Source organism: Paenibacillus glucanolyticus (assembly GCF_037333485.1).
GTDB lineage: Bacteria > Bacillota > Bacilli > Paenibacillales > Paenibacillaceae > Paenibacillus_AQ > Paenibacillus_AQ glucanolyticus.
The window spans coordinates 401,258-419,253 of the sequence record NZ_CP147845.1 but is presented as its reverse complement, the minus strand read 5'-3'; the positions used below and the strand labels follow the sequence as shown (position 1 = coordinate 419,253).

At 50.6% G+C, this 17,996-nt stretch carries 16 protein-coding genes; 10 read left to right on the top strand and 6 right to left on the bottom strand.

Translation table 11 applies throughout. The features are described 5' to 3' along the window. Window positions 1–245: 245 nt before the first annotated feature. The gene (locus tag WDY75_RS01835) at window positions 246–1,718 is read left to right on the top strand and encodes a phospholipase D family protein (protein ID WP_063479711.1); all 1,473 of its coding nucleotides are present in this window, start codon (window positions 246–248) and stop codon (window positions 1,716–1,718) included. A gap of 63 nt (window positions 1,719–1,781) precedes the next feature. Here WDY75_RS01835 and cls read toward each other — a convergent pair whose 3' ends face one another. Next, on the bottom strand, window positions 1,782–3,284 hold the full coding sequence (gene cls, locus WDY75_RS01830; RefSeq protein WP_063478016.1) for a cardiolipin synthase: 1,503 nt from the start codon (window positions 3,282–3,284) through the stop codon (window positions 1,782–1,784). A gap of 204 nt (window positions 3,285–3,488) precedes the next feature. On the opposite strand from cls, the gene WDY75_RS01825 reads away from it, so the two are divergent. From WDY75_RS01825 to WDY75_RS01805, 5 genes are all read left to right on the top strand, one after another. Continuing rightward, a complete protein-coding gene (locus WDY75_RS01825) occupies window positions 3,489–4,085 on the top strand; it encodes a TetR/AcrR family transcriptional regulator (RefSeq protein WP_006213118.1) in 597 nt (198 codons plus the stop codon). Between the two features lie 100 nt (window positions 4,086–4,185). After that, window positions 4,186–4,527 (top strand): DMT family transporter, encoded by a 342-nt coding sequence (locus WDY75_RS01820; protein ID WP_063478017.1) that lies wholly within the window; start codon window positions 4,186–4,188, stop codon window positions 4,525–4,527. Next, on the top strand, window positions 4,527–4,841 hold the full coding sequence (locus WDY75_RS01815) for a DMT family transporter (protein WP_006213120.1): 315 nt from the start codon (window positions 4,527–4,529) through the stop codon (window positions 4,839–4,841). Before WDY75_RS01820 ends, WDY75_RS01815 begins: the two co-directional genes overlap by 1 nt. A 153-nt stretch (window positions 4,842–4,994) precedes the next feature. After that, a complete protein-coding gene (locus WDY75_RS01810; protein ID WP_036640021.1) occupies window positions 4,995–5,948 on the top strand; it encodes a TetR/AcrR family transcriptional regulator in 954 nt (317 codons plus the stop codon). A 31-nt stretch (window positions 5,949–5,979) separates the two neighbouring features. Further along, the gene (locus WDY75_RS01805) at window positions 5,980–9,192 is read left to right on the top strand and encodes an efflux RND transporter permease subunit (protein ID WP_063478018.1); all 3,213 of its coding nucleotides are present in this window, start codon (window positions 5,980–5,982) and stop codon (window positions 9,190–9,192) included. A gap of 109 nt (window positions 9,193–9,301) precedes the next feature. On the opposite strand, the gene WDY75_RS01800 is transcribed toward WDY75_RS01805, so the two are convergent. Next, window positions 9,302–9,979 carry a molecular chaperone gene (locus WDY75_RS01800; RefSeq protein WP_006213123.1) on the bottom strand — a complete coding sequence of 226 codons (678 nt, stop codon included), beginning with the start codon at window positions 9,977–9,979 and terminating at the stop codon, window positions 9,302–9,304. A 343-nt stretch (window positions 9,980–10,322) separates the two neighbouring features. Between WDY75_RS01800 and moaA the strand changes: the two genes are divergently transcribed. After that, window positions 10,323–11,327 carry a GTP 3',8-cyclase MoaA gene (gene moaA / locus WDY75_RS01795; protein WP_063478019.1) on the top strand — a complete coding sequence of 335 codons (1,005 nt, stop codon included), beginning with the start codon at window positions 10,323–10,325 and terminating at the stop codon, window positions 11,325–11,327. 104 nt (window positions 11,328–11,431) lie between these two features. Here the strand turns inward: moaA and WDY75_RS01790 are convergent, their stop codons facing one another. Continuing rightward, complete coding sequence (locus WDY75_RS01790; protein ID WP_063478020.1) at window positions 11,432–12,070, bottom strand: molybdenum cofactor guanylyltransferase; 639 nt, start codon at window positions 12,068–12,070, stop codon at window positions 11,432–11,434. A 188-nt stretch (window positions 12,071–12,258) separates the two neighbouring features. Here WDY75_RS01790 and WDY75_RS01785 point away from each other — a divergent pair, with 188 nt between their 5' ends. Then, window positions 12,259–13,482, top strand: coding sequence for an MFS transporter (locus WDY75_RS01785; protein WP_063479712.1), 1,224 nt, complete (start codon window positions 12,259–12,261; stop codon window positions 13,480–13,482). A 154-nt stretch (window positions 13,483–13,636) separates the two neighbouring features. Here WDY75_RS01785 and WDY75_RS01780 read toward each other — a convergent pair whose 3' ends face one another. Beyond that, the gene (locus tag WDY75_RS01780) at window positions 13,637–15,355 is read right to left on the bottom strand and encodes a glutamine--tRNA ligase/YqeY domain fusion protein (RefSeq protein ID WP_063479713.1); all 1,719 of its coding nucleotides are present in this window, start codon (window positions 15,353–15,355) and stop codon (window positions 13,637–13,639) included. Window positions 15,356–15,628: 273 nt separating this feature from the next. Here WDY75_RS01780 and WDY75_RS01775 point away from each other — a divergent pair, with 273 nt between their 5' ends. Together WDY75_RS01775 and WDY75_RS01770 are read left to right on the top strand one after the other, a co-directional pair. Next, window positions 15,629–15,883: a DUF2164 domain-containing protein gene (locus WDY75_RS01775; RefSeq protein ID WP_006213129.1), complete on the top strand. Its 255-nt coding sequence runs from the start codon at window positions 15,629–15,631 to the stop codon at window positions 15,881–15,883. A 43-nt stretch (window positions 15,884–15,926) separates the two neighbouring features. Continuing rightward, entirely contained in the window at window positions 15,927–16,475 is a 549-nt protein-coding gene (locus tag WDY75_RS01770) for a GNAT family N-acetyltransferase (protein ID WP_006213131.1), read from the top strand. 156 nt (window positions 16,476–16,631) lie between these two features. Here WDY75_RS01770 and WDY75_RS01765 read toward each other — a convergent pair whose 3' ends face one another. Both WDY75_RS01765 and WDY75_RS01760 read right to left on the bottom strand, forming a co-directional pair. Then, window positions 16,632–17,291 (bottom strand): MOSC domain-containing protein, encoded by a 660-nt coding sequence (locus WDY75_RS01765; protein WP_063478021.1) that lies wholly within the window; start codon window positions 17,289–17,291, stop codon window positions 16,632–16,634. Window positions 17,292–17,467: 176 nt separating this feature from the next. Further along, window positions 17,468–17,962, bottom strand: a complete 495-nt coding sequence (locus WDY75_RS01760) for a GNAT family N-acetyltransferase (protein ID WP_006213133.1) — start codon at window positions 17,960–17,962, stop codon at window positions 17,468–17,470. Window positions 17,963–17,996: the final 34 nt, after the last annotated feature.

The following is a 17,996-nucleotide window of genomic DNA, read 5'->3' as shown; positions in this document are numbered from 1 at the left end:
TTTTCTGCCGCATGGAATGAAACAAAAAACCGTATATTATCATTCTACCCCTGAAACGGGTCAACAACCCGGCATAAGGAGCCTTATCACATATGGCAGACGGAGTGCGTCATGTCCGGTGATTGATGTTAATTAACGTTATACAACTGAAAGTTATAGGAGGATGGGCTATTTTGGATTTCCGTCATTTATTTCGCAGCCGCACTTCAGATCATCCGCATCCCCCTGATGGAGATACTCCACTTATGCCAGGTAAAGCGCATACCAAAGGTTCCCGAACACGAAAATATATTTTTACCGGCCTTGTCCTTCTCATTCTATGGCTGATCGGCGTGATGATCTATCAAACTCACAAGCCTCTGCCCAAGGGGATTTCTTACGAAAGCCCGCTCTATCAGAGCGAGGTTGCCATGTGGGTCGACCTGACCTATCCCGGTCCGGACGGTCAACCGGTCCATGATCGCGAGATCGGACCGCGCATCGGCCAGATTATTGATGAATCCCGAAAATTCCTGGTCATCGATATGTTTCTGTTCAACGGTTACGCCCATAAAGGCCAGACATTTCCGAAGGTGACTGAGGAGCTCACCGATCGACTTGTGAAGCATAAACAAAAATATCCCGACATGGACATCTTCTTTATTAGCGATGAAGTCAACACCGGATATGGTTCCTATCCGCTTCCGGAGTTCGAGGCCATGAAGGCCGCGGGTATTCAAGTCATTATAACCGATGTCAACCGGCTGCGGGATTCGACGCCGATCTATTCCGCTGTATGGCGCACCTTTTTCCAATGGTTTGGTCAATCCGGCAAAGGAACGCTCCCCAATCTGATGGCAAACGAAGCGCCCGATATTACCGTTCGCTCCTATCTGAAGCTGCTGAACGTGAAGGCCAATCATCGTAAGGTCGTCATCAGCGAAAACACAGCGCTTGTCACTTCAGCCAACATTCATGATGCCAGCGCTTTCCACTCGAACATCGCTTTTGAAACAAGCGGCGACATCATTGGCGATATACTGGCCACTGAGCAAGCTGCCGTCAATCTTTCAAGCGATATCAAACTGCCGGCATATGAACCGAAGGCGGCAGCTCCCAAGCAGCCTTCCGGGCAGGCTGGCAGCGTCGATGTTCGGTACCTGACGGAAGGGAAAATATACAAATACGTTCTGGAGGCCATTGAGCAGTCTCAATCCGGAGATACACTCTGGATGGGGATGTTCTATCTGGCCGATGGCAAAGTGATGGACCAGCTTCTGAAAGCCTCGGAGCGCGGCGTCGACATACGCCTTATCCTGGATCCGAACCAGAATGCATTCGGCAGGGAAAAAATCGGGATCCCCAACCGTCCGGCTGCCGCTGAACTCATCAAGAAATCAAAGGGCAATATCTCCGTTCGTTGGTACAACACCGGTAAAGAGCAGTATCATACCAAACTGATGTACATTGCCAAACCAACTGGCAAGTCTGTAATGACGGGCGGATCCACTAATTTCACCCAGCGAAATCTGGCCGATCTGAATCTGGAGAACAACCTGTGGATCGCCGCCCCAAAGGATCATCCGCTTACCCGGGACCTGGACCGGTATTTTAATCAGATATGGTTCAACGAGGGCGCCGAATTCAGTCTTGATGCCGGAGCTTATCAGGGAAAAACCACCTGGATCAAAGATGTTCTGTTCCGGATTCAGAAGTTCCTCGGGTTCACAACCTTCTAACAATTAGGCCGACATAAACGCGCGTTGAGTGCAGCTGCATTCAACGCGCGTTCCCCTGCCGATTTACAACAGAGGTGACATCAGCCGGGCTGCCGATTCCAGCAGCCTGGTCATGATCCTCTTCTTGCGGGTATGGTTGCGGTCATACACGATGGCCGATTCCAGATCCTGCTCGAAATCCGACACAAGCTTGGCCACGCTTTCCGTATGTACCAAGAGTGCGTTAACCTCGAAATTAAGATGAAAACTCCGCATGTCCATATTGGCGGTGCCAATCGTCGCGATCTCCCCGTCCACGATCAGCAGCTTGGAATGCATGAAACCTTTCTCATATTCATATACCCGCACCCCGACATCCAGCAGAGCAGGAAAATAGGAGTGGGAAGCCAGGAAGGGCAGCCACTTGTCCGGTTTCGACGGAAACAGGATCCGTACGTCAAGCCCTGACAAGGCCGCAACCCGGAGCGCGGTTAGAATATCTTCATCCGGTATAAAATAGGGTGTCGCCAGCCAGACGGATTTGCGAGCCGACACAATCATGGAGAAGAAAATATTTTTGAGCGCCCTCCGCTCGTTGTCCGGTCCGCTCGCAATAATCTGGACCGCTCCAGTGCGGTTCTCCAGCAGATCCGGGGAATAATAGATCGGCTCGCTCGGCTGCTCCCCTGTCATGTACTGCCAATCCTGCAGAAACACAACCTGAAGCGTCCTTACAGCCTCTCCGCGGATAAGCATATGGGTGTCTCGCCAGAAACCGAAGGCCTTGCTGCGGCTCAAGTACTCATCGCCCACATTCAATCCGCCAACGAATCCAACACTGCCGTCAATGACAACGATTTTGCGATGATTGCGGTAATTTACACGGCTGGTAAAAAATATCGTTTTCGGACTGCCAAACACGGCGACCTGTATGCCGGCATCCCTCATCTCCTGCAGGAAGGCCGGCGGCAGCTGCAGGCTGCCCACGGCATCTACCATAAACCGAACGGCAATGCCTTCCCTCGCCTTGCGGATCAAAATTTCCTGAATCTGCGTGCCGATGGCATCCGGCCGATAAATGTAATACTCCATATGGATATGATGCACGGCCCGTTCCAGCTCCGCTATCAATGCCGCGAACGTCTCTTCCCCATCGGTCAGCACCCGCGAGTCGCTGGAGAAGGAAATCGGCGTGCGCGCCAGCCGGGAAGACAGCTGAAGCAGCTGCTGCGTTTCAGGCTTAAAGCAGGAAACGTCAGGGGTGCTCTTTCGGAGCACCTCGCTGGTGTATACCAGGACGTCCTTCTGTGCTTTTTTATCATATTTTCTCCGTTTGAAGTAGTTCTGCCCGAACAAGAAATAAAAAACAAGCCCGACGATGGGAACGAGCGCAAGCAGCAGAATCCAGGCCATGGTGCTGGAAGGATGGCGGTTCTCCATAAAAATCATGAATCCGATAGATACTACGGTGAGGGTGGAGAAGATCCCGATGACCGTCCCTGTCGTCTTTCCGAAATAATGCATGCCAAAATAATAAAACGCGATCAAAAGCGCGGTGATCAGTACAGCCTCTATTCCCTTTCTCATATCAGTTTACCCCTTGTTATTCATCGTTTCTGTCTCTTTTGTATGGACGATGTCGATCACACATATTCTACATGATCTCCCCCCGGAACTAAAGACTGTTCTCTTGCAGATAGTCAGACAGCTCCAAGCCCAAATATTGACATTGACAATACTGGCATCATTTGATAAAAATATAACTAACGACCGTTAGTTAGGAGGAGTATTATGAGTGCCGCCAATATTAAACAGTCCGCCCTTGCCCATTTTGCCAAGAACGGTTATGAAGGGGCATCGCTGAAACATATCGCCGACGATTGCGGAATCAAGAAACCGTCTATTTACGCTCATTTTTCAAGCAAGGAGGATTTGTTCCTGCAGGTGCTTCAGGACGTATTCCAACGACAAGAGAAATTAATGGTGGGCTATTTCCTTAACCACACGGATTTGCCGCTGGAGCAGCAGCTGCATGGATTTCTTGAGAACAGTCTCCAGGCTTACCAAGGGGATGATGAAGTGCGATTCTTCATGCGGATGGCCTTCTTCCCGCCTAGCACCTTCTACGATGAGGTGATGGCTATGTTGTATCCGCTGCTGGACGAGCAGGAGAACAACCTGTCCAGACTGCTTGCGGCAGGCTGTCCCGTGCATGGGCGTATCATTCGATACCCACGTAAAGCAGCCATCGCCTTTATGACCCTGCTCGATGGAATTCATCTGGAAGCCGTTTACGGCGGGGAGGAACGCGCCTTGAAACGTCTGACCGCCGCTTGGCCGATATTTTGGTTAGGGGTAACGAAGCAAAGTTCTAACAGCAAGAGTTAAATTATCGCAGAACTACGCATGATAAGTATAAATTTCAAGGAGAATAAGAGTCTGCAGGTGAGATAACAATTCTTTTTCATTAAAAGGAGTGACAATCATAATGAATCGCAACTGGATTTATGTACTGCTGGCTGGATTGGTCGAGGTCATATGGGTTATGGGTCTGAAGTATTCCAACAACACGTTGGAGTGGCTTGGAACTATAGTCGCCATTACAGCCAGCTTCTATCTTATTATTGAAGCAGCCAAACGCCTGCCGGTCGGAACGGTATATGCCGTCTTTACAGGTATCGGTACCGCCGGCACGGTGGCATCAGAAATGCTGTTCTTTGGAGAACCGTTCAAATTGATCAAGGTTCTTCTGATCTGCGTGCTGCTTGCAGGTGTAGTCGGCCTTAAGCTGGTTACGAGTGATCATGCAGAACCGGAGGTGAGTAAATAATGGCTTGGGTTGCGCTTATATTTGCCGGATTATTCGAAATTGGCGGTGTCATTGGTATTAAAGGCGTGTCGCAGCGCAAGGGATGGCATTATACACTGATTCTGGCCTTATCGTTTGGTATCAGCTTCTCCCTCCTCTCTTATGCCATGACCGTGCTGCCGATGGGGACCGCTTATGCCATCTGGACGGGAATTGGAACAGCCGGTGGAGCCATGGTTGGGATGTTCCTGTTCGGAGAGCCGAAGGATTGGCGGCGAGTGGTGTTCATTTCCATGATTCTGTGCTCGGCTGTCGGTCTGAAATTGATAAGTTAGGCGATTTTTCTAGAAAATTTCATATATTTTCAGAACCAAGAAAAGGGACGACCGTAGTAAAGTTGAAACGGTCGTTCTTTTTCATATATACTTATTCTTGACCATATGGTCAATCCCAGAACTGAAAAGTTCTCAAGTGAGGTGAGCTTTTGATTGGCTGATAAAACGGCAGAGAAACGACAGCAAATTCTCATCACTGCGATGCAGCTGTTTTCCGCGAAGGGCTCTTCGGTTACCTCCATGCAGGAAATCGCCGAAGTATGCGGGATGTCGAAAGGCAGCCTTTATCTTCATTTCAAGTCCAAAGAGGAACTGGAAAAGAGCATTTACGAGCATATCGCAAACCGGATTAAAGATGAGATCCTCCGTGTCGATCACGATCCGCTGCTTGAGCCTAAGGAGCAGCTGCGCAAGCAGACGGAAGTGCTTCTTGTCCATTTTCTGGAGATTCGGGAATATCTCCTGAAGCAGTTCCATGATCAGATGCCGGGGAAACCGCCTATTGACAAGGAAAACATGCGGCAGGAAATGCTCGCTGCATTGCAGTGGTTTAACAATAAGCTCAAAAGCATTTATGGACCGGACGTAGAGCCTTATACGATGGAGATTGGCATGTTTATGGCCAGCATGCTGGGTTCGTATATTCGCTTCCTGTTCATGCCAGGGTTTCATTTGAATGTGGGAATCACTGCAGACCACCAGATCCAGCTGCTCGATGATATTGTAAACAGCATTCTGCGCAGACGTCCCGAACCTCTGATTCCAATGGAGGCGATTGGGCAATTGAGTCAGTTATGCCAGACCGACATTCGTACAACCCGTCACCCGCTTATCGTCATTAAAGCAATGAAAAATGAACTGAAGAAGAGTACGGTAGAGACGGAAGTCCGGGAAGATGCTATGGAGTCGCTCAATATTATGGAGAAAGAGCTGCTTGGCCTCCAGCCCAGCAGGGCCGTTCTAAAGGGAATGCTTGCTAACCTGGAGGGGATCGAGGACTTGGAGGCACTGTATACCGAGCTCAAGGGCACCATTGTTACCGTGCTGGAAAGCTATCTTACCCCTGGTGGAATTATGCAGGGAAACGGGTCGAAGTTAGAGACATAGCGTTATTATGGAGAGGAGAGAGAATCACCTAATGAAAGGAATTATCAATTTTTCGCTGCGCAACAAGTTTGCGATCTGGCTGCTGACCATCATCGTCAGCTTTGGTGGATTGTACAGCGGACTGACAATGAAACAAGAAACCATTCCGGATATTAACGTCCCATTCTTAAGCGTCACCGCCATCTATCCGGGTGCAGCTCCTGAAGGAGTTGTAGAGGATGTAACCAAACCGCTTGAGACAAGACTGAGAAATATCGACGGCGTAAAAACCGTAACCTCCACTTCCATGGAGAATGCAGCCAACGTGATGGTTGAATTTGATTATGGTAGTGATCTGGACAACGCTACAGCAGCTGTTCGGGAAGCAATCAATGAAGTCAAGCTGCCTGAGGATGCTCAGAAACCTACCATATCCAAATTCAGCATGAGCTCCATGCCGGTTGTCTCCTTGAGTATATCGAACAAAGACAACATGGCACTGGATGAATTAACCCGTATCACAGAGAATGACATTGTACCCGAGCTCGAGGATTTGGATGGAGTTGCTTCCATTCAGGTAGCCGGACAATTTGTCAATGAAGTCCAACTGAAATTTAACCAGGACAAAATGAACGAGCTTGGCCTGACCGAAGATACCGTTAAAGGCATCGTGCAGGGTTCAGCGCTGTATGTTCCGCTCGGTATGTTCGAAATGGAAAAATCTCAAAAGGCCGTAGCCATTGATGGCGGCATCATCGGCATTGACGATCTGAAGAATATCGCCATTCCTGTTATTCCAGGCGGAGGCGGTGCCGATGCATCTGCCGGAGCTGGCGCTCCTGGTGCTGGTGCAGCTCAACAGCAGCAACCTCCTGGCGATGCGGCTGGGGCTGCAGGTCAGCAGGGAGCTCCCGGTGATGGTGCCAGTGCTGGTGGACAGAATGGCGCTCCATCCGCTCCCACCGGCATTCCAACCGTAAAACTCAGCGAGATTGCCAAGATTGAAGTTATCGGAACCTCGGAATCCATCTCCCGCACCAACGGGAAGGAATCCATCGGTATCCAAATCGTTAAGGCGAACGATGCCAACACGGTTGACGTTGTTAATCAGGTAAAAGACAAGGCAGAGGAATTGAAAGGCCTATTCCCTGGCATGGATCTGACCATCATGCTGGATCAAGGTAAACCGATCGAGGACTCCGTTCATACCATGCTCTCCAAGGCATTGTTCGGTGCATTATTTGCTGTTCTGATCATCATGATCTTCCTGCGCAATATCCGTTCGACCATCATATCGATCATTTCCATCCCGTTATCCTTGTTGATTGCGGTACTGTGCTTGAAGCAAATGGATATTACCCTGAATATGATGTCACTCGGTGCCATGACCGTTGCTATCGGCCGGGTTGTCGATGATTCGATTGTTGTTATCGAGAATATCTACCGGCGCATGTCCCTCTCGACCGAAAAACTGACAGGCCGAGAGCTCATTAGTGCCGCTACACGTGAAATGTTTGTTCCCATCATGTCTTCCACCATCGTAACCATCGCGGTATTCCTGCCGCTTACACTGGTTAGCGGTATGGTCGGCGAGCTGTTCATGCCATTCGCGTTGACGATGGTCTTCGCGCTGCTGGCTTCCCTGGTCGTGGCGGTTACGCTTGTACCTGCTATGGCGCACAGCCTGTTCCGCAAAGGCTTGAAGAACAAGCATGATCATGAGGAGAAGCCGGGCGCAATGGCCCGCGGCTATCGTTCGATCCTGAAATGGACTCTGAATCACAAAGCCATTACATTCCTGGCAGCCATCGTGCTGTTGGTAGGAAGCTTGTTCCTGACCAAGTATCTGGGGGTTAGCTTCATCCCGGAACAGGAAGACAAATACGCAATGGTGACCTACTCTCCTGAACCTGGCGTTATGCTGGAGGATGTAGAGGAACGTGCACTAAAAGCCGAGAAGCTGATTCTGGATCAACCTGGCGTACAGACAATGCAGTACTCCATCGGCGGAAGCAATCCGCTTGGAATGGGCTCCGCTAATTCCGGATTGTTCTACATTATGTACGATCCGGACACGAAAAACTTCGAAGATGTCAAAACGGCACTTATCGAGGATCTAGCCAAGGAAGTTCCGGATGGCACCTGGTCCAATATGGACATGGCAGCCGGCGGATTCGGAGGCAGCCAATTGACGGTTAACGTCTTCGGCGACTCCCTGGAGCAGATCAAGCCTGTAGCTGATCAAATTGCCGAGCTTGCGAACAAGGATACCGCTACCTTCGACAATGCGGAGACCAGTTTATCCGAGTCATTTGAGCAGTACACGCTGGTTGCCGATCAAGAGAAGTTAAGCTCTCTTGGCCTCACAGCCGGACAATTGGCTATGAAGCTGGCACCCGTACGGGAGCGTCCAGTCTTGACGGAAATTAAGATTGAGGACAAAACCTACAATGTTTACATTGAAACCGACAGCAAAACCTATAAGAGCATTAAAGAAATTGAAGACGAAACGGTAACGTCTCCACTCGGTATGGAAGTACCGATCAAGGATGTAGCCAAAGTTGAAAAAGGAACCACGCCTGACTCCATTACACGCATCGACGGTAAAATGGTTGTGAGTGTCACAGCCGATATCCTGTCCAGCGATGTAGGCTCGGCTTCCACCAATCTGGAATCCGAAGTCAGCAAACTTGAGCTTCCAGACGGGGTATCCGTAGAGTTCGGAGGCGTTACCGAGCAAATCAATGAAACCTTCGGACAGCTTGGACTCGCCATGCTGGCGGCCATTGCTATTGTATACTTTGTACTCGTGGTCACGTTTGGCGGGGGTCTTGCACCATTTGCCATCCTGTTCTCACTGCCATTCATCGTCATCGGTGCCATTATCGGCCTGCTCATCACAGGCGAGACACTGAACGTATCTGCTCTCATGGGCGTACTCATGTTGATTGGTATCGTAGTCACGAATGCAATTGTATTGATCGACCGCGTTATCCACATGGAACGCGAAGGAATGAGCACTCGCGAAGCCTTGCTCGAAGCCGGTGCAACCCGTCTTCGTCCAATCCTGATGACGGCACTGGCCACCATCGGTGCGCTGCTGCCTCTCGTATTCGGTTGGGAGAACAGCGCAGGTATCATCTCACGCGGGCTCGGCATAACCGTTATCGGCGGTCTGATCAGTTCGACGCTGCTCACACTCGTTGTTGTACCTATCGTGTATGAGTTCCTGATGAAGTTCAGCAAGAAAAGAATCGAAGATTAATCCGATATAACACAAAAGCCCCGGCCTCCTATTTAGGAGACCGGGGCTTTGTTTTTGTAGATGACTACGATTCGCATGATAACTTGCTATGGTTTTCTTATCTGCTGCTCTAATGCACCAGTACAGCTTCCCTGGATTGCTTCCACGTCTTCAGCATGTTCAGATCCTGTGCGAGGAACTCCTCGAGCAGGCTGAATAATGCCTGATACAGCGGACTCTCCGTAGAACCTTTCAGATCCTTGCAGAGAGAGGGCACCCATGACAACAGATGCTCTTCCAGAAACTTCTCCTGAACCTGCATTAATTGCAGCATGCTGTGTTCACAATACGTATTGTTCAGCATACGGTCATGAAGCAGTGTCATAAATTCCAGTTCGAGGGCTATATGATCGTCCGCTTCTCCATGCAGTTTATTGAATGCTACACCAGCGGATGCATAACACTCGGCCAAATCCTGAGCGCATCCATCCTGGGTATAATGGGACTCAGCGGCCTGACGCTGTTTGGTCTGCTCAAGCAGTCGGCGGTATTCCGCCCCTTCATACTCGCAAATCCGAACCAATTCCTCAGGCGAGCGTCCGCACAAATATTTCATCAGGTCTGAACCTGCCTTCGAACACTCCGCAGCCTTGCTAATTCCGCTTCCGCGGCTCCATTCTGCAATCATAGACAAGCTGGGCCAGTTGCCCAAAAAATCAATCAGCAGCTCATAAACCGTTCCCCGGTTTTCAAGCCACCTGTGACAGACGTCAGGTACCTCCAAAGTTTGAACAGGTGATATCCCCATATCGAACCTCCTACTTTGTAACCTCTCTTGTTGGATGTGATATCCTTGACAGTATATCTTAGATGAACGTCTAATGAAAGCAGCTTGAAATGATTTCCGAAAATTTCGGAAAAATAAGGAAACTTTCGGAAATCTAGAATGTCACTACTCGCTTTCAAGGGGAGAAAGCTTTTGTCCACAGGTTCAATATACATGATTTCGAAAGCGTTTTCTGTGATACTTGTCACAAAATTATGACCGTCTGCCTGCAGCTTGTCCGCCGGGAGGGACCTAAATGTCGCATTGACTCCGATTCAGGGAATAGCTACAATGTGACCATGTATGCTACGAAAGGGGGATTTCCATGATTGAACCGCTTAAAGACTCTTTCGGTCGGGTCCATGATTATATTCGTATCTCGGTGACGGACCGATGCAATCTGCGTTGTGTCTATTGTATGCCGGAAGAAGGAATGGAATTCCAACCTCACGATCAGATTATGAGTTACGAAGAGATCGCCGCGATCCTCCGCGTTCTTGCCCCCATGGGCATATCCAAAGTACGTCTTACCGGCGGTGAGCCGCTCGTGCGCAAGGATCTGGAGAACTTAGTCCGTATGATTGCTTCCATAGAAGGAATTCAAGATATATCCCTCACAACCAACGGGATCATGCTGCCATCGAAAGCCCGGCTTCTTAAGGAAGCAGGACTCACGCGAATCAACATCAGTCTGGATTCGCTTCACGAGGAGCGTTATGCACGCATTACGCGCGGCGGCCATGTGTCTAAAGTGCTGGAAGGCATCGAAGCAGCCTATGAAGCCGGCCTGGATCCCATCAAGCTGAACATGGTGCTGATGAAGGGCTTTAACGAAGATGAGATCCGCGATTTCATCGCCATGACACTCGATCGTCCCTTACATGTCCGCTTTATTGAATATATGCCGATTGGTCAAGCATCCGATGCCTGGCGCGATTCGTACCTGCCACTAAGCCGAGTATCCGAAGTGTGTCAGGAGGCCGGATGGAGCATCCAGGAAGAGCAGGGTCCATCCGGCAACGGGCCCTCCCGCAACATGAAGGTTGTCGGAGCTACAGGGACGTTTGGCTTGATCCATCCGGTCAGCGACCATTTCTGCGACTCCTGCAACCGGCTCAGGCTGACTGCGGACGGCCATATCAAGGCTTGTCTGTACTGGTCCGACGAGTTTAACGTGCGCCGCGTCATCGATGATCACCAGGCGGTTGCGAACCTGTTCCGGAAAGCGCTGGGTGCAAAGCCGCTCAATCATGAAATGGCACTGGCACTTGAGAAGAAAGCGCAGAGCCACACCCCCACTGTGCGGCGCATGTCGCAGATCGGCGGCTAGCCCTCTGCGAGCTGTAAGCGAGCGGAAGACAGATTGTATTTTAGGCTCAATAATAGAAGTGAATAAGCAAACCCCCGCCAGCATCCAACGGGCGGGGGTGTTTTTTAGGATGAGGAAAACCCTCTTGCTGCCTCATAATCATCTGGCGTATTCATATTGAATAAGACCTTTCGCGGATCAAGACCTGTCATGTGCTCTAATTGCTCTTCGTTCACGTATGCAGCCTTTAGCTCCTCCACCCATTCGACCATGCGGTACTGTTCCGCCTGAAGCTTTCGTTCGAGACTCGTCATAACTTCCCTGCGATATACCGCCAGCAGCGGGTGCATTCTCCCTTGAACAACCGGGATTACGGCCTCTACCGTGTCCTGCGTAATCGCCAGATTCAGCAGTCCCTGAAGAAACTGCTCGTGAATAAACGGCATGTCGCATGCTGCAACCACATTCCATGGAGTATTCGACGCCCCAAGTGCTGCATGAAGACCCGCCATGGGTCCCTTCCCCGCGAGGATATCCAGAACGCATTCCACTCCCAAAAAATGATAGGATTTCGGATCGTTGGTCGATATGATCACCCGGCTGCTCACTTTGCCTATAGCCTGTACCGCCCGCTCGATCATACTCGCTTCTCCCATAGGCAGAAGGGCTTTGTTCCTCCCCATCCTCCGGGAGGCTCCTCCTGCCAGCACGATGCCCGTCACCGAATCGGATGGCAGATTGACAACGACGGTTTGACCACTCATTCGTTTCACCACACTTTCTTAACAGGTTGTAAAAACATCATTCAGTCTATGGGATAATAACCAGATAAATGGAAAATTATTTAAAAGATGGTTTGTATCCCTTTTCAATGCGTGATACATTGAAAGGAAAGCGGCTTTTTTGGACGCCGTTATTTTTGATTGTATTCGGTTTGAAAGGAATGACCTACTTGCAGAATATGGACAATGCTCAACCTTCGCTGACATCGCTCAAGCTGTTCAACTTCTTCATTTACGGAACCATGGTCATCTTCACTGGTTTCTTTCAGCTGTATTTGCAAGATATCGGCATGAGCAAAATTGAGATCGGCAGCCTGATGGCCATCGCGCCATTTGTGTCCATCTTTGCAAATCCTTTCTGGGGATTCTGGAGTGATCGGGCGGCAAACATCAAACGCGTGCTTCTGATCATGATGACCGGTACACTGCTGCTGGTTCAGTTTGTATTTCAAGCGAATACCTACGCAATGATATACATGACGATGATTTTCTTTTATTTTTTCCAGACTCCGATGTTCTCGCAGACGAATTCACTGATTCTAACCTATATTGATGGAACGCAGCAGAAATTCGGCTCTTTTCGCCTATGGGGCTCCCTGGGATGGGCCTTGACAGCAATTGTCGCAGGACCGGTAATCGATCAGCTCGGATCCGGACGCATCTCCATTGTGTTCTCGATCATGCTGCTCGTGGCGGCTTTGTTCATGTTCACACTGCCCTCCATTCAGAAAACAACAGCATCGGCAACCGTCAACCTAAGAGGACTTACCCGACTGTTCCTGAATCCCCATTTTGTCTGGTTCATTCTGTTAGGCATCATGGTATCCATCCCGAACACGGCCAATAATACCTTTATGTCCTTATACATTCTGGAGCTTGGCGGCACCAAACAGATGGTCGGTCTTGCAATCTTCCTCTCATCGATATTTGAAGTGGCGATCTTCATTCTGTTTGATCGCTTCCTGAAGCGGAAGATCAATGTGCTGGTCGGCTGTCTGACCATTGTCAGCCTGCTCTTCGCGCTCCGCTGGCTGCTTATGGCGGAAGCCAATGGCCCGCTCGAGGTAGCCTTCATCCAGCTTCTGCACTGCGTAACCTTTGGCGGATATTTCTATGTCGGCGTACAGCTCACGATGCTGTTTGTTCCGACGCCTTACCGGGCATCCGGACAAGCGATCTACACCTTAAGCTGGAGCGGCATCTCCGGCGTCATCGGCGGTTTGGCCGGCGGCTGGATGTTCCAGAACTTCGGGGCACAGATCATGTACCGAACCGGCATGATGCTTGCCATTGTGGGTGCCATCGGTTTTGGCTGGATGTGGTACAACCTGCGCAAGCATGGTTACCAGCCGCTGCACCCGGATGATGAGGCTGAGGGATACACTGCGAATTAGTCGACTTGAATGTATGCCAGACTACCTACCGTAAATATAACAAGACTCGAATGACTCCCCTACGGGAGCCTTCGAGTCTTGTTTATGTTATGGGGAGCATGAAAGACATCAGCAGCATCTGTCCATGATCCTTTTGTTCAATCTACGAGCCTTCTCACTTCTTCGGAAGCTGGAACGAGCTCTTCAGGGAGACTACGCGGTTAAATACCGGACGCCCCGGCTGTGAATACTTCGAGTCCACATTGAAATATCCGTGGCGGAAGAACTGGAACTTGTCCTGTGGTGCCGCATCCTTCATATTGGGTTCCACGAAGCCCTGCACAATTTGCAGTGAATTCGGATTGATGTCGTCCAGGAAGGACTTTTCCGCTGCGACTTCCTGCTCTTCGCCCGCAATTTCTTGCACCCCTTCCGCTTCCTCCTCTTCGCCCTTGAACAGCGGTTCGAAGAGACGGAATTCGGCTGGTACAGCCTGGGTGGCCTCCACCCAGTGGATCGTCCCTTTCACCTTCCGTCCGGTAAAGCCGCTGCCGCTCTTCGTCTCCGGATCATAGGTGCAGTGAATCTCAACAACCTTGCCGCTCTCATCCTTGATGACCTCATGGCATTTGATGAAATAAGCATGTTTTAAACGAACCTCATTGCCAGGGAACAAGCGGAAATATTTGCTCGGAGGATCTTCCATAAAGTCCTCTTGCTCAATATAAATCTCGCGGGAGAATGGAATCTGACGGATCCCCATTTCCGGATTCTCCGTATTGTTCTCGGCGTCCAGCCACTCCGTCTCACCTTCAGGATAGTTCGTGATAACCACCTTCAGCGGGTCCAGCACAGCCATCGTACGCGGCGCCTTCAGCTTCAGGTCTTCCCGGATAAAGTGCTCCATCACCTGACGATCCACTGTACCGTATGCCTTCGAAATTCCCGTCTCAAATACGAAGCTGCGAATAGCCTCCGGAGTATAGCCCAGACGGCGAAGTCCGGAGATCGTCGGCATGCGCGGATCATCCCAGCCGTCCACAACGTTCTCGTCTACGAGCTGCTTCAGCCTGCGCTTGCTCGTTACCGTCTGCGCTACGTTCAGACGTCCGAATTCGTACTGGTGCGGCGTGCTGTCCATCTCGCATTCCGCTACCACCCAGTCATAGAATGGGCGCTGATCTTCAAACTCCAGGGAGCACAGGGAATGCGTGACGCCTTCAATAGCATCTTCCAGCGGGTGCGCAAAAGCATACATCGGATAGATGCACCATTTGTCGCCCGTATTATGATGATGTGCATGAGAGATACGGTAAATGACCGGATCCCGCAGATTAATATTAGGCGAAGCCATATCGATCTTCGCACGCAGCACGCGCTCGCCGTTGGCGAATTCCCCTTTGCGCATCCGCTCGAACAGATCCAGATTCTCTTCAACGCCGCGATCCCGGTAAGGACTGTTTTGACCAGGCTCGGTCAGGGTTCCGCGGGTTGCGCGGATTTGGTCAGCGGATTGATCATCCACGTAAGCCTTCCCTTTTTTGATCAGCAGCACCGCGCGATTGAACATTTCTTCAAAATAATCAGAAGCATACCGCAGCTCTTCCCAATCGAAGCCGAGCCACTTGACGTCTTCCTTAATAGAATTGACATATTCAATGTCTTCCTTCACCGGGTTCGTATCATCAAACCGCAAGTGCGTCCGTCCGCCGAACTCGTCGGCCAGTGTGAAATTGATCCAGATTGCCTTGGCATGTCCGATATGCAAGTAACCGTTCGGTTCCGGCGGAAAGCGGGTAACGATCTCCTTGACCTTACCGGACTTCAGGTCTTCGGTAATTACATTCTTTATGAAATTGGAGGGGGTTCCCCGATGGTTCTCCACGTTGATCAACCTTTCATTCTGTGAATTTCTGTCTATCTCCTGTATAAACGTGTTTCCCTTAAATATACCTGTAATGCGGGGATTGTTCAAGGAATTCGGCGTTTCAGCACCACAGGCCGCCCATTTCAGATGTGAAATCGACAGGCGATCCAATCGATGCATTCAACCTGCGAACAATTCATTCGGCAGAAGGTGGTATGCCTGCAACAATCATTTTGACGGGGGCTTTTTTATAGGGTAGCATGAAGAGAAAACAGCCATTATAGGAGGCCTGTCAATCTTATGAAACCTAGCAAACTTCCCAAAGAACAGCGAGAACAGCTTATCGAAGGGGTCCAAGAATATTTTGAAACCGAGCGCGGCGAGACCCTGGGTCATCTGGCTGCGGAGAGCGTTCTCGATTTTTTCATGGAAACGCTGGGGCCGCACTTATATAATCAAGCGCTCAGCGACTGCAGAACGGTGGTCAGTCAGCGTATGATTTCCCTTGAAGAAGATATTTACGCATTAGAGCAAAAAGTGAAGCGAACTCGTTAAGGCTGCATACCCTTCACGATGGTGAACAAAGGAGAATACATATATGTTTGGATACGCACTAGACGACCATGTAGAGCTGCGGCCACTGGCCATAGAGCATGCACGGGCCCTGTTCGAGATGACAGACCGGTCACGGGACCGCCTCCGCAAGTGGCTTCCCTGGGTGGATGCCGTCACAGAGATAAACGATTCCGTCAATTATATTAAAGGGGCCATGAAGCAAGCGGCCGACAACGGTGGCTTCTCGGCAGGCATCTGGGTGCGCGAGGAGCTGGCTGGGACCATCTCATTCCATGAGATTGATTGGACCAACCGTTCCGTCAGCATTGGCTATTGGCTGGATCAGCATTTTACCGGCCAAGGCCTGATGACAAGCGCTTGCCGGGCGTTCACGGATCACGCGCTGATGCGCATGGGGCTGAACCGGGTGGAGATCCGCTGTGCGACCGCGAATCATCGCAGCCGGGCCATCCCGGAACGGCTGGGATTTGTGCTGGAAGGCGTTATCCGCGAAGCGGAGAAGCTGCCTCAAGGCTATGTTAACCATGCGGTTTACGGCATGATTCAAAGCGAATGGAAGCGGATGAGATAACCAGCACCTGCGCTTGATCATAAGACAGCCTTTGGCCTCTCATCACGCCGCAAGAAAACGTCGTATTGTCATTATAAGACAGATCATCTTAAAAAAACCGGCTTGTATCCTGTGGAAAGGACGCAAGCCGGTTTTGCCAATCGCCCTCCAGAAACATCAATCCGTCCTGCTCTGCAGGGCTTCAAGCCATTTTCCGAACTGCGTCTTCAAACTAACGGACAGCACATCCAGTTCAAGCATGCGGTTCAACCCCTGCTCATCCTCCCGTCCATCCTTCATCATACGAAGCACCTCCAGCACCGTCGCGCCCGCAGCGTGAGACTCCAGCTGGGTGACGGAGGAATCGGCACGGACATCCCCTTCCTCCAGCACTCGGAAGTAAAACCCGCTATAACCTGTGTTCAGCACACGTACCGGCATGTCCTTGACACCAAGCTTCTGAGACAGCTTGAAGCACGGGTATCGGGGCTGGCTGATCTGCACCACTGCGTCTCCTACCCGGTACATATCGCCAATGCAGACCCGATCCTCCAGCATTCCCCGCAGTGTCAGATTCTCTCCAAATGCGGCATAGGGCATCTGTTTCCCCAGACTGTTCTCCCAATAGGCGTAATGCTCGTAGGGATAAGCGCACACCGCTTTATCTACGCCGCCGTGATTGACGAGGTCAGCCTGCCCGTCCCCTGCGAAATTCACCGTGCTCAGAAACAAAGGGCCGTCCACTGGCTGCTTGTAGATTCCAGTAGACAGGTCTTTTCCCTGGTATTCAACGGTTACAGGCGTTCCCACATTCAGTGATACAATTCCTAAAGTCATGGAAGTAACCTCCGCCCTCTTCTTTTTTCATCTACTATATGCAATCGCCTGTGCTCTTGTCCAGAAGCGATCAAGCTGCAGAAATAGAAAAAACAGCCCGGCAAGCTGCCGGGCCGTTCCAACCTACTACTCATCCTCTTCTTGCACATGGACAGTGCTTTTGAGCGATGCGCGGTTTATAAGAAATAACACATTAAGATATCATCGACGTAACGCCCGTCCACATAGAACTCCTGAATCAGTCGGCCCTCTTCCTTAAATCCACAGTTCTTATAGAAGGAAAGTGCACCGGGATTACTGGACAGCACGCGCAGCCTCAGCTTCGTTATGCCCTCCGCCCGTGCCATCTCCTTCACTGCTTCTATAAGGCGCTTCCCGATGCCCCGCCGTTGATGGGAGGGATGAACCGCTATATTCAACTCCAGCACATGACGATTGCTGTGAAGGCCTGTTGGCGCACGGAATCCAACATAACCGCATAACTCCTCCTCATACAGCGCCACAAGCTGCGTGCCGGGCGGGCATTGCAGAAGGTAATGATCCCTTGAGGTCCATTTCAGCGGCTCAGGGGCTGTATTACGATCCCATACCAGTTCATCAAGCTCCATGAGTGAAACGGCGTCCTTCATCTCGGAGAACCGGATGGTCACTGTCTCTTGACGGGTCTTCATCGCCATCCCTCGCTTCGATAACCATTCCATTCAT

Excerpts from the sequence above, each read along its gene's own strand:
- WDY75_RS01835 (WP_063479711.1), top strand. The coding sequence starts at position 246 with ATGCCAGGTAAAGCGCATACCAAAGGTTCCCGAACACGAAAATATATT.
- cls (WP_063478016.1), bottom strand. The coding sequence starts at position 3,284 with ATGAGAAAGGGAATAGAGGCTGTACTGATCACCGCGCTTTTGATCGCG.
- WDY75_RS01825 (WP_006213118.1), top strand. The coding sequence starts at position 3,489 with ATGAGTGCCGCCAATATTAAACAGTCCGCCCTTGCCCATTTTGCCAAG.
- WDY75_RS01820 (WP_063478017.1), top strand. The coding sequence starts at position 4,186 with ATGAATCGCAACTGGATTTATGTACTGCTGGCTGGATTGGTCGAGGTC.
- WDY75_RS01815 (WP_006213120.1), top strand. The coding sequence starts at position 4,527 with ATGGCTTGGGTTGCGCTTATATTTGCCGGATTATTCGAAATTGGCGGT.
- WDY75_RS01805 (WP_063478018.1), top strand. The coding sequence starts at position 5,980 with ATGAAAGGAATTATCAATTTTTCGCTGCGCAACAAGTTTGCGATCTGG.
- WDY75_RS01800 (WP_006213123.1), bottom strand. The coding sequence starts at position 9,979 with ATGGGGATATCACCTGTTCAAACTTTGGAGGTACCTGACGTCTGTCAC.
- moaA (WP_063478019.1), top strand. The coding sequence starts at position 10,323 with ATGATTGAACCGCTTAAAGACTCTTTCGGTCGGGTCCATGATTATATT.
- WDY75_RS01790 (WP_063478020.1), bottom strand. The coding sequence starts at position 12,070 with ATGAGTGGTCAAACCGTCGTTGTCAATCTGCCATCCGATTCGGTGACG.
- WDY75_RS01775 (WP_006213129.1), top strand. The coding sequence starts at position 15,629 with ATGAAACCTAGCAAACTTCCCAAAGAACAGCGAGAACAGCTTATCGAA.
- WDY75_RS01770 (WP_006213131.1), top strand. The coding sequence starts at position 15,927 with ATGTTTGGATACGCACTAGACGACCATGTAGAGCTGCGGCCACTGGCC.
- WDY75_RS01765 (WP_063478021.1), bottom strand. The coding sequence starts at position 17,291 with ATGACTTTAGGAATTGTATCACTGAATGTGGGAACGCCTGTAACCGTT.
- WDY75_RS01760 (WP_006213133.1), bottom strand. The coding sequence starts at position 17,962 with ATGAAGACCCGTCAAGAGACAGTGACCATCCGGTTCTCCGAGATGAAG.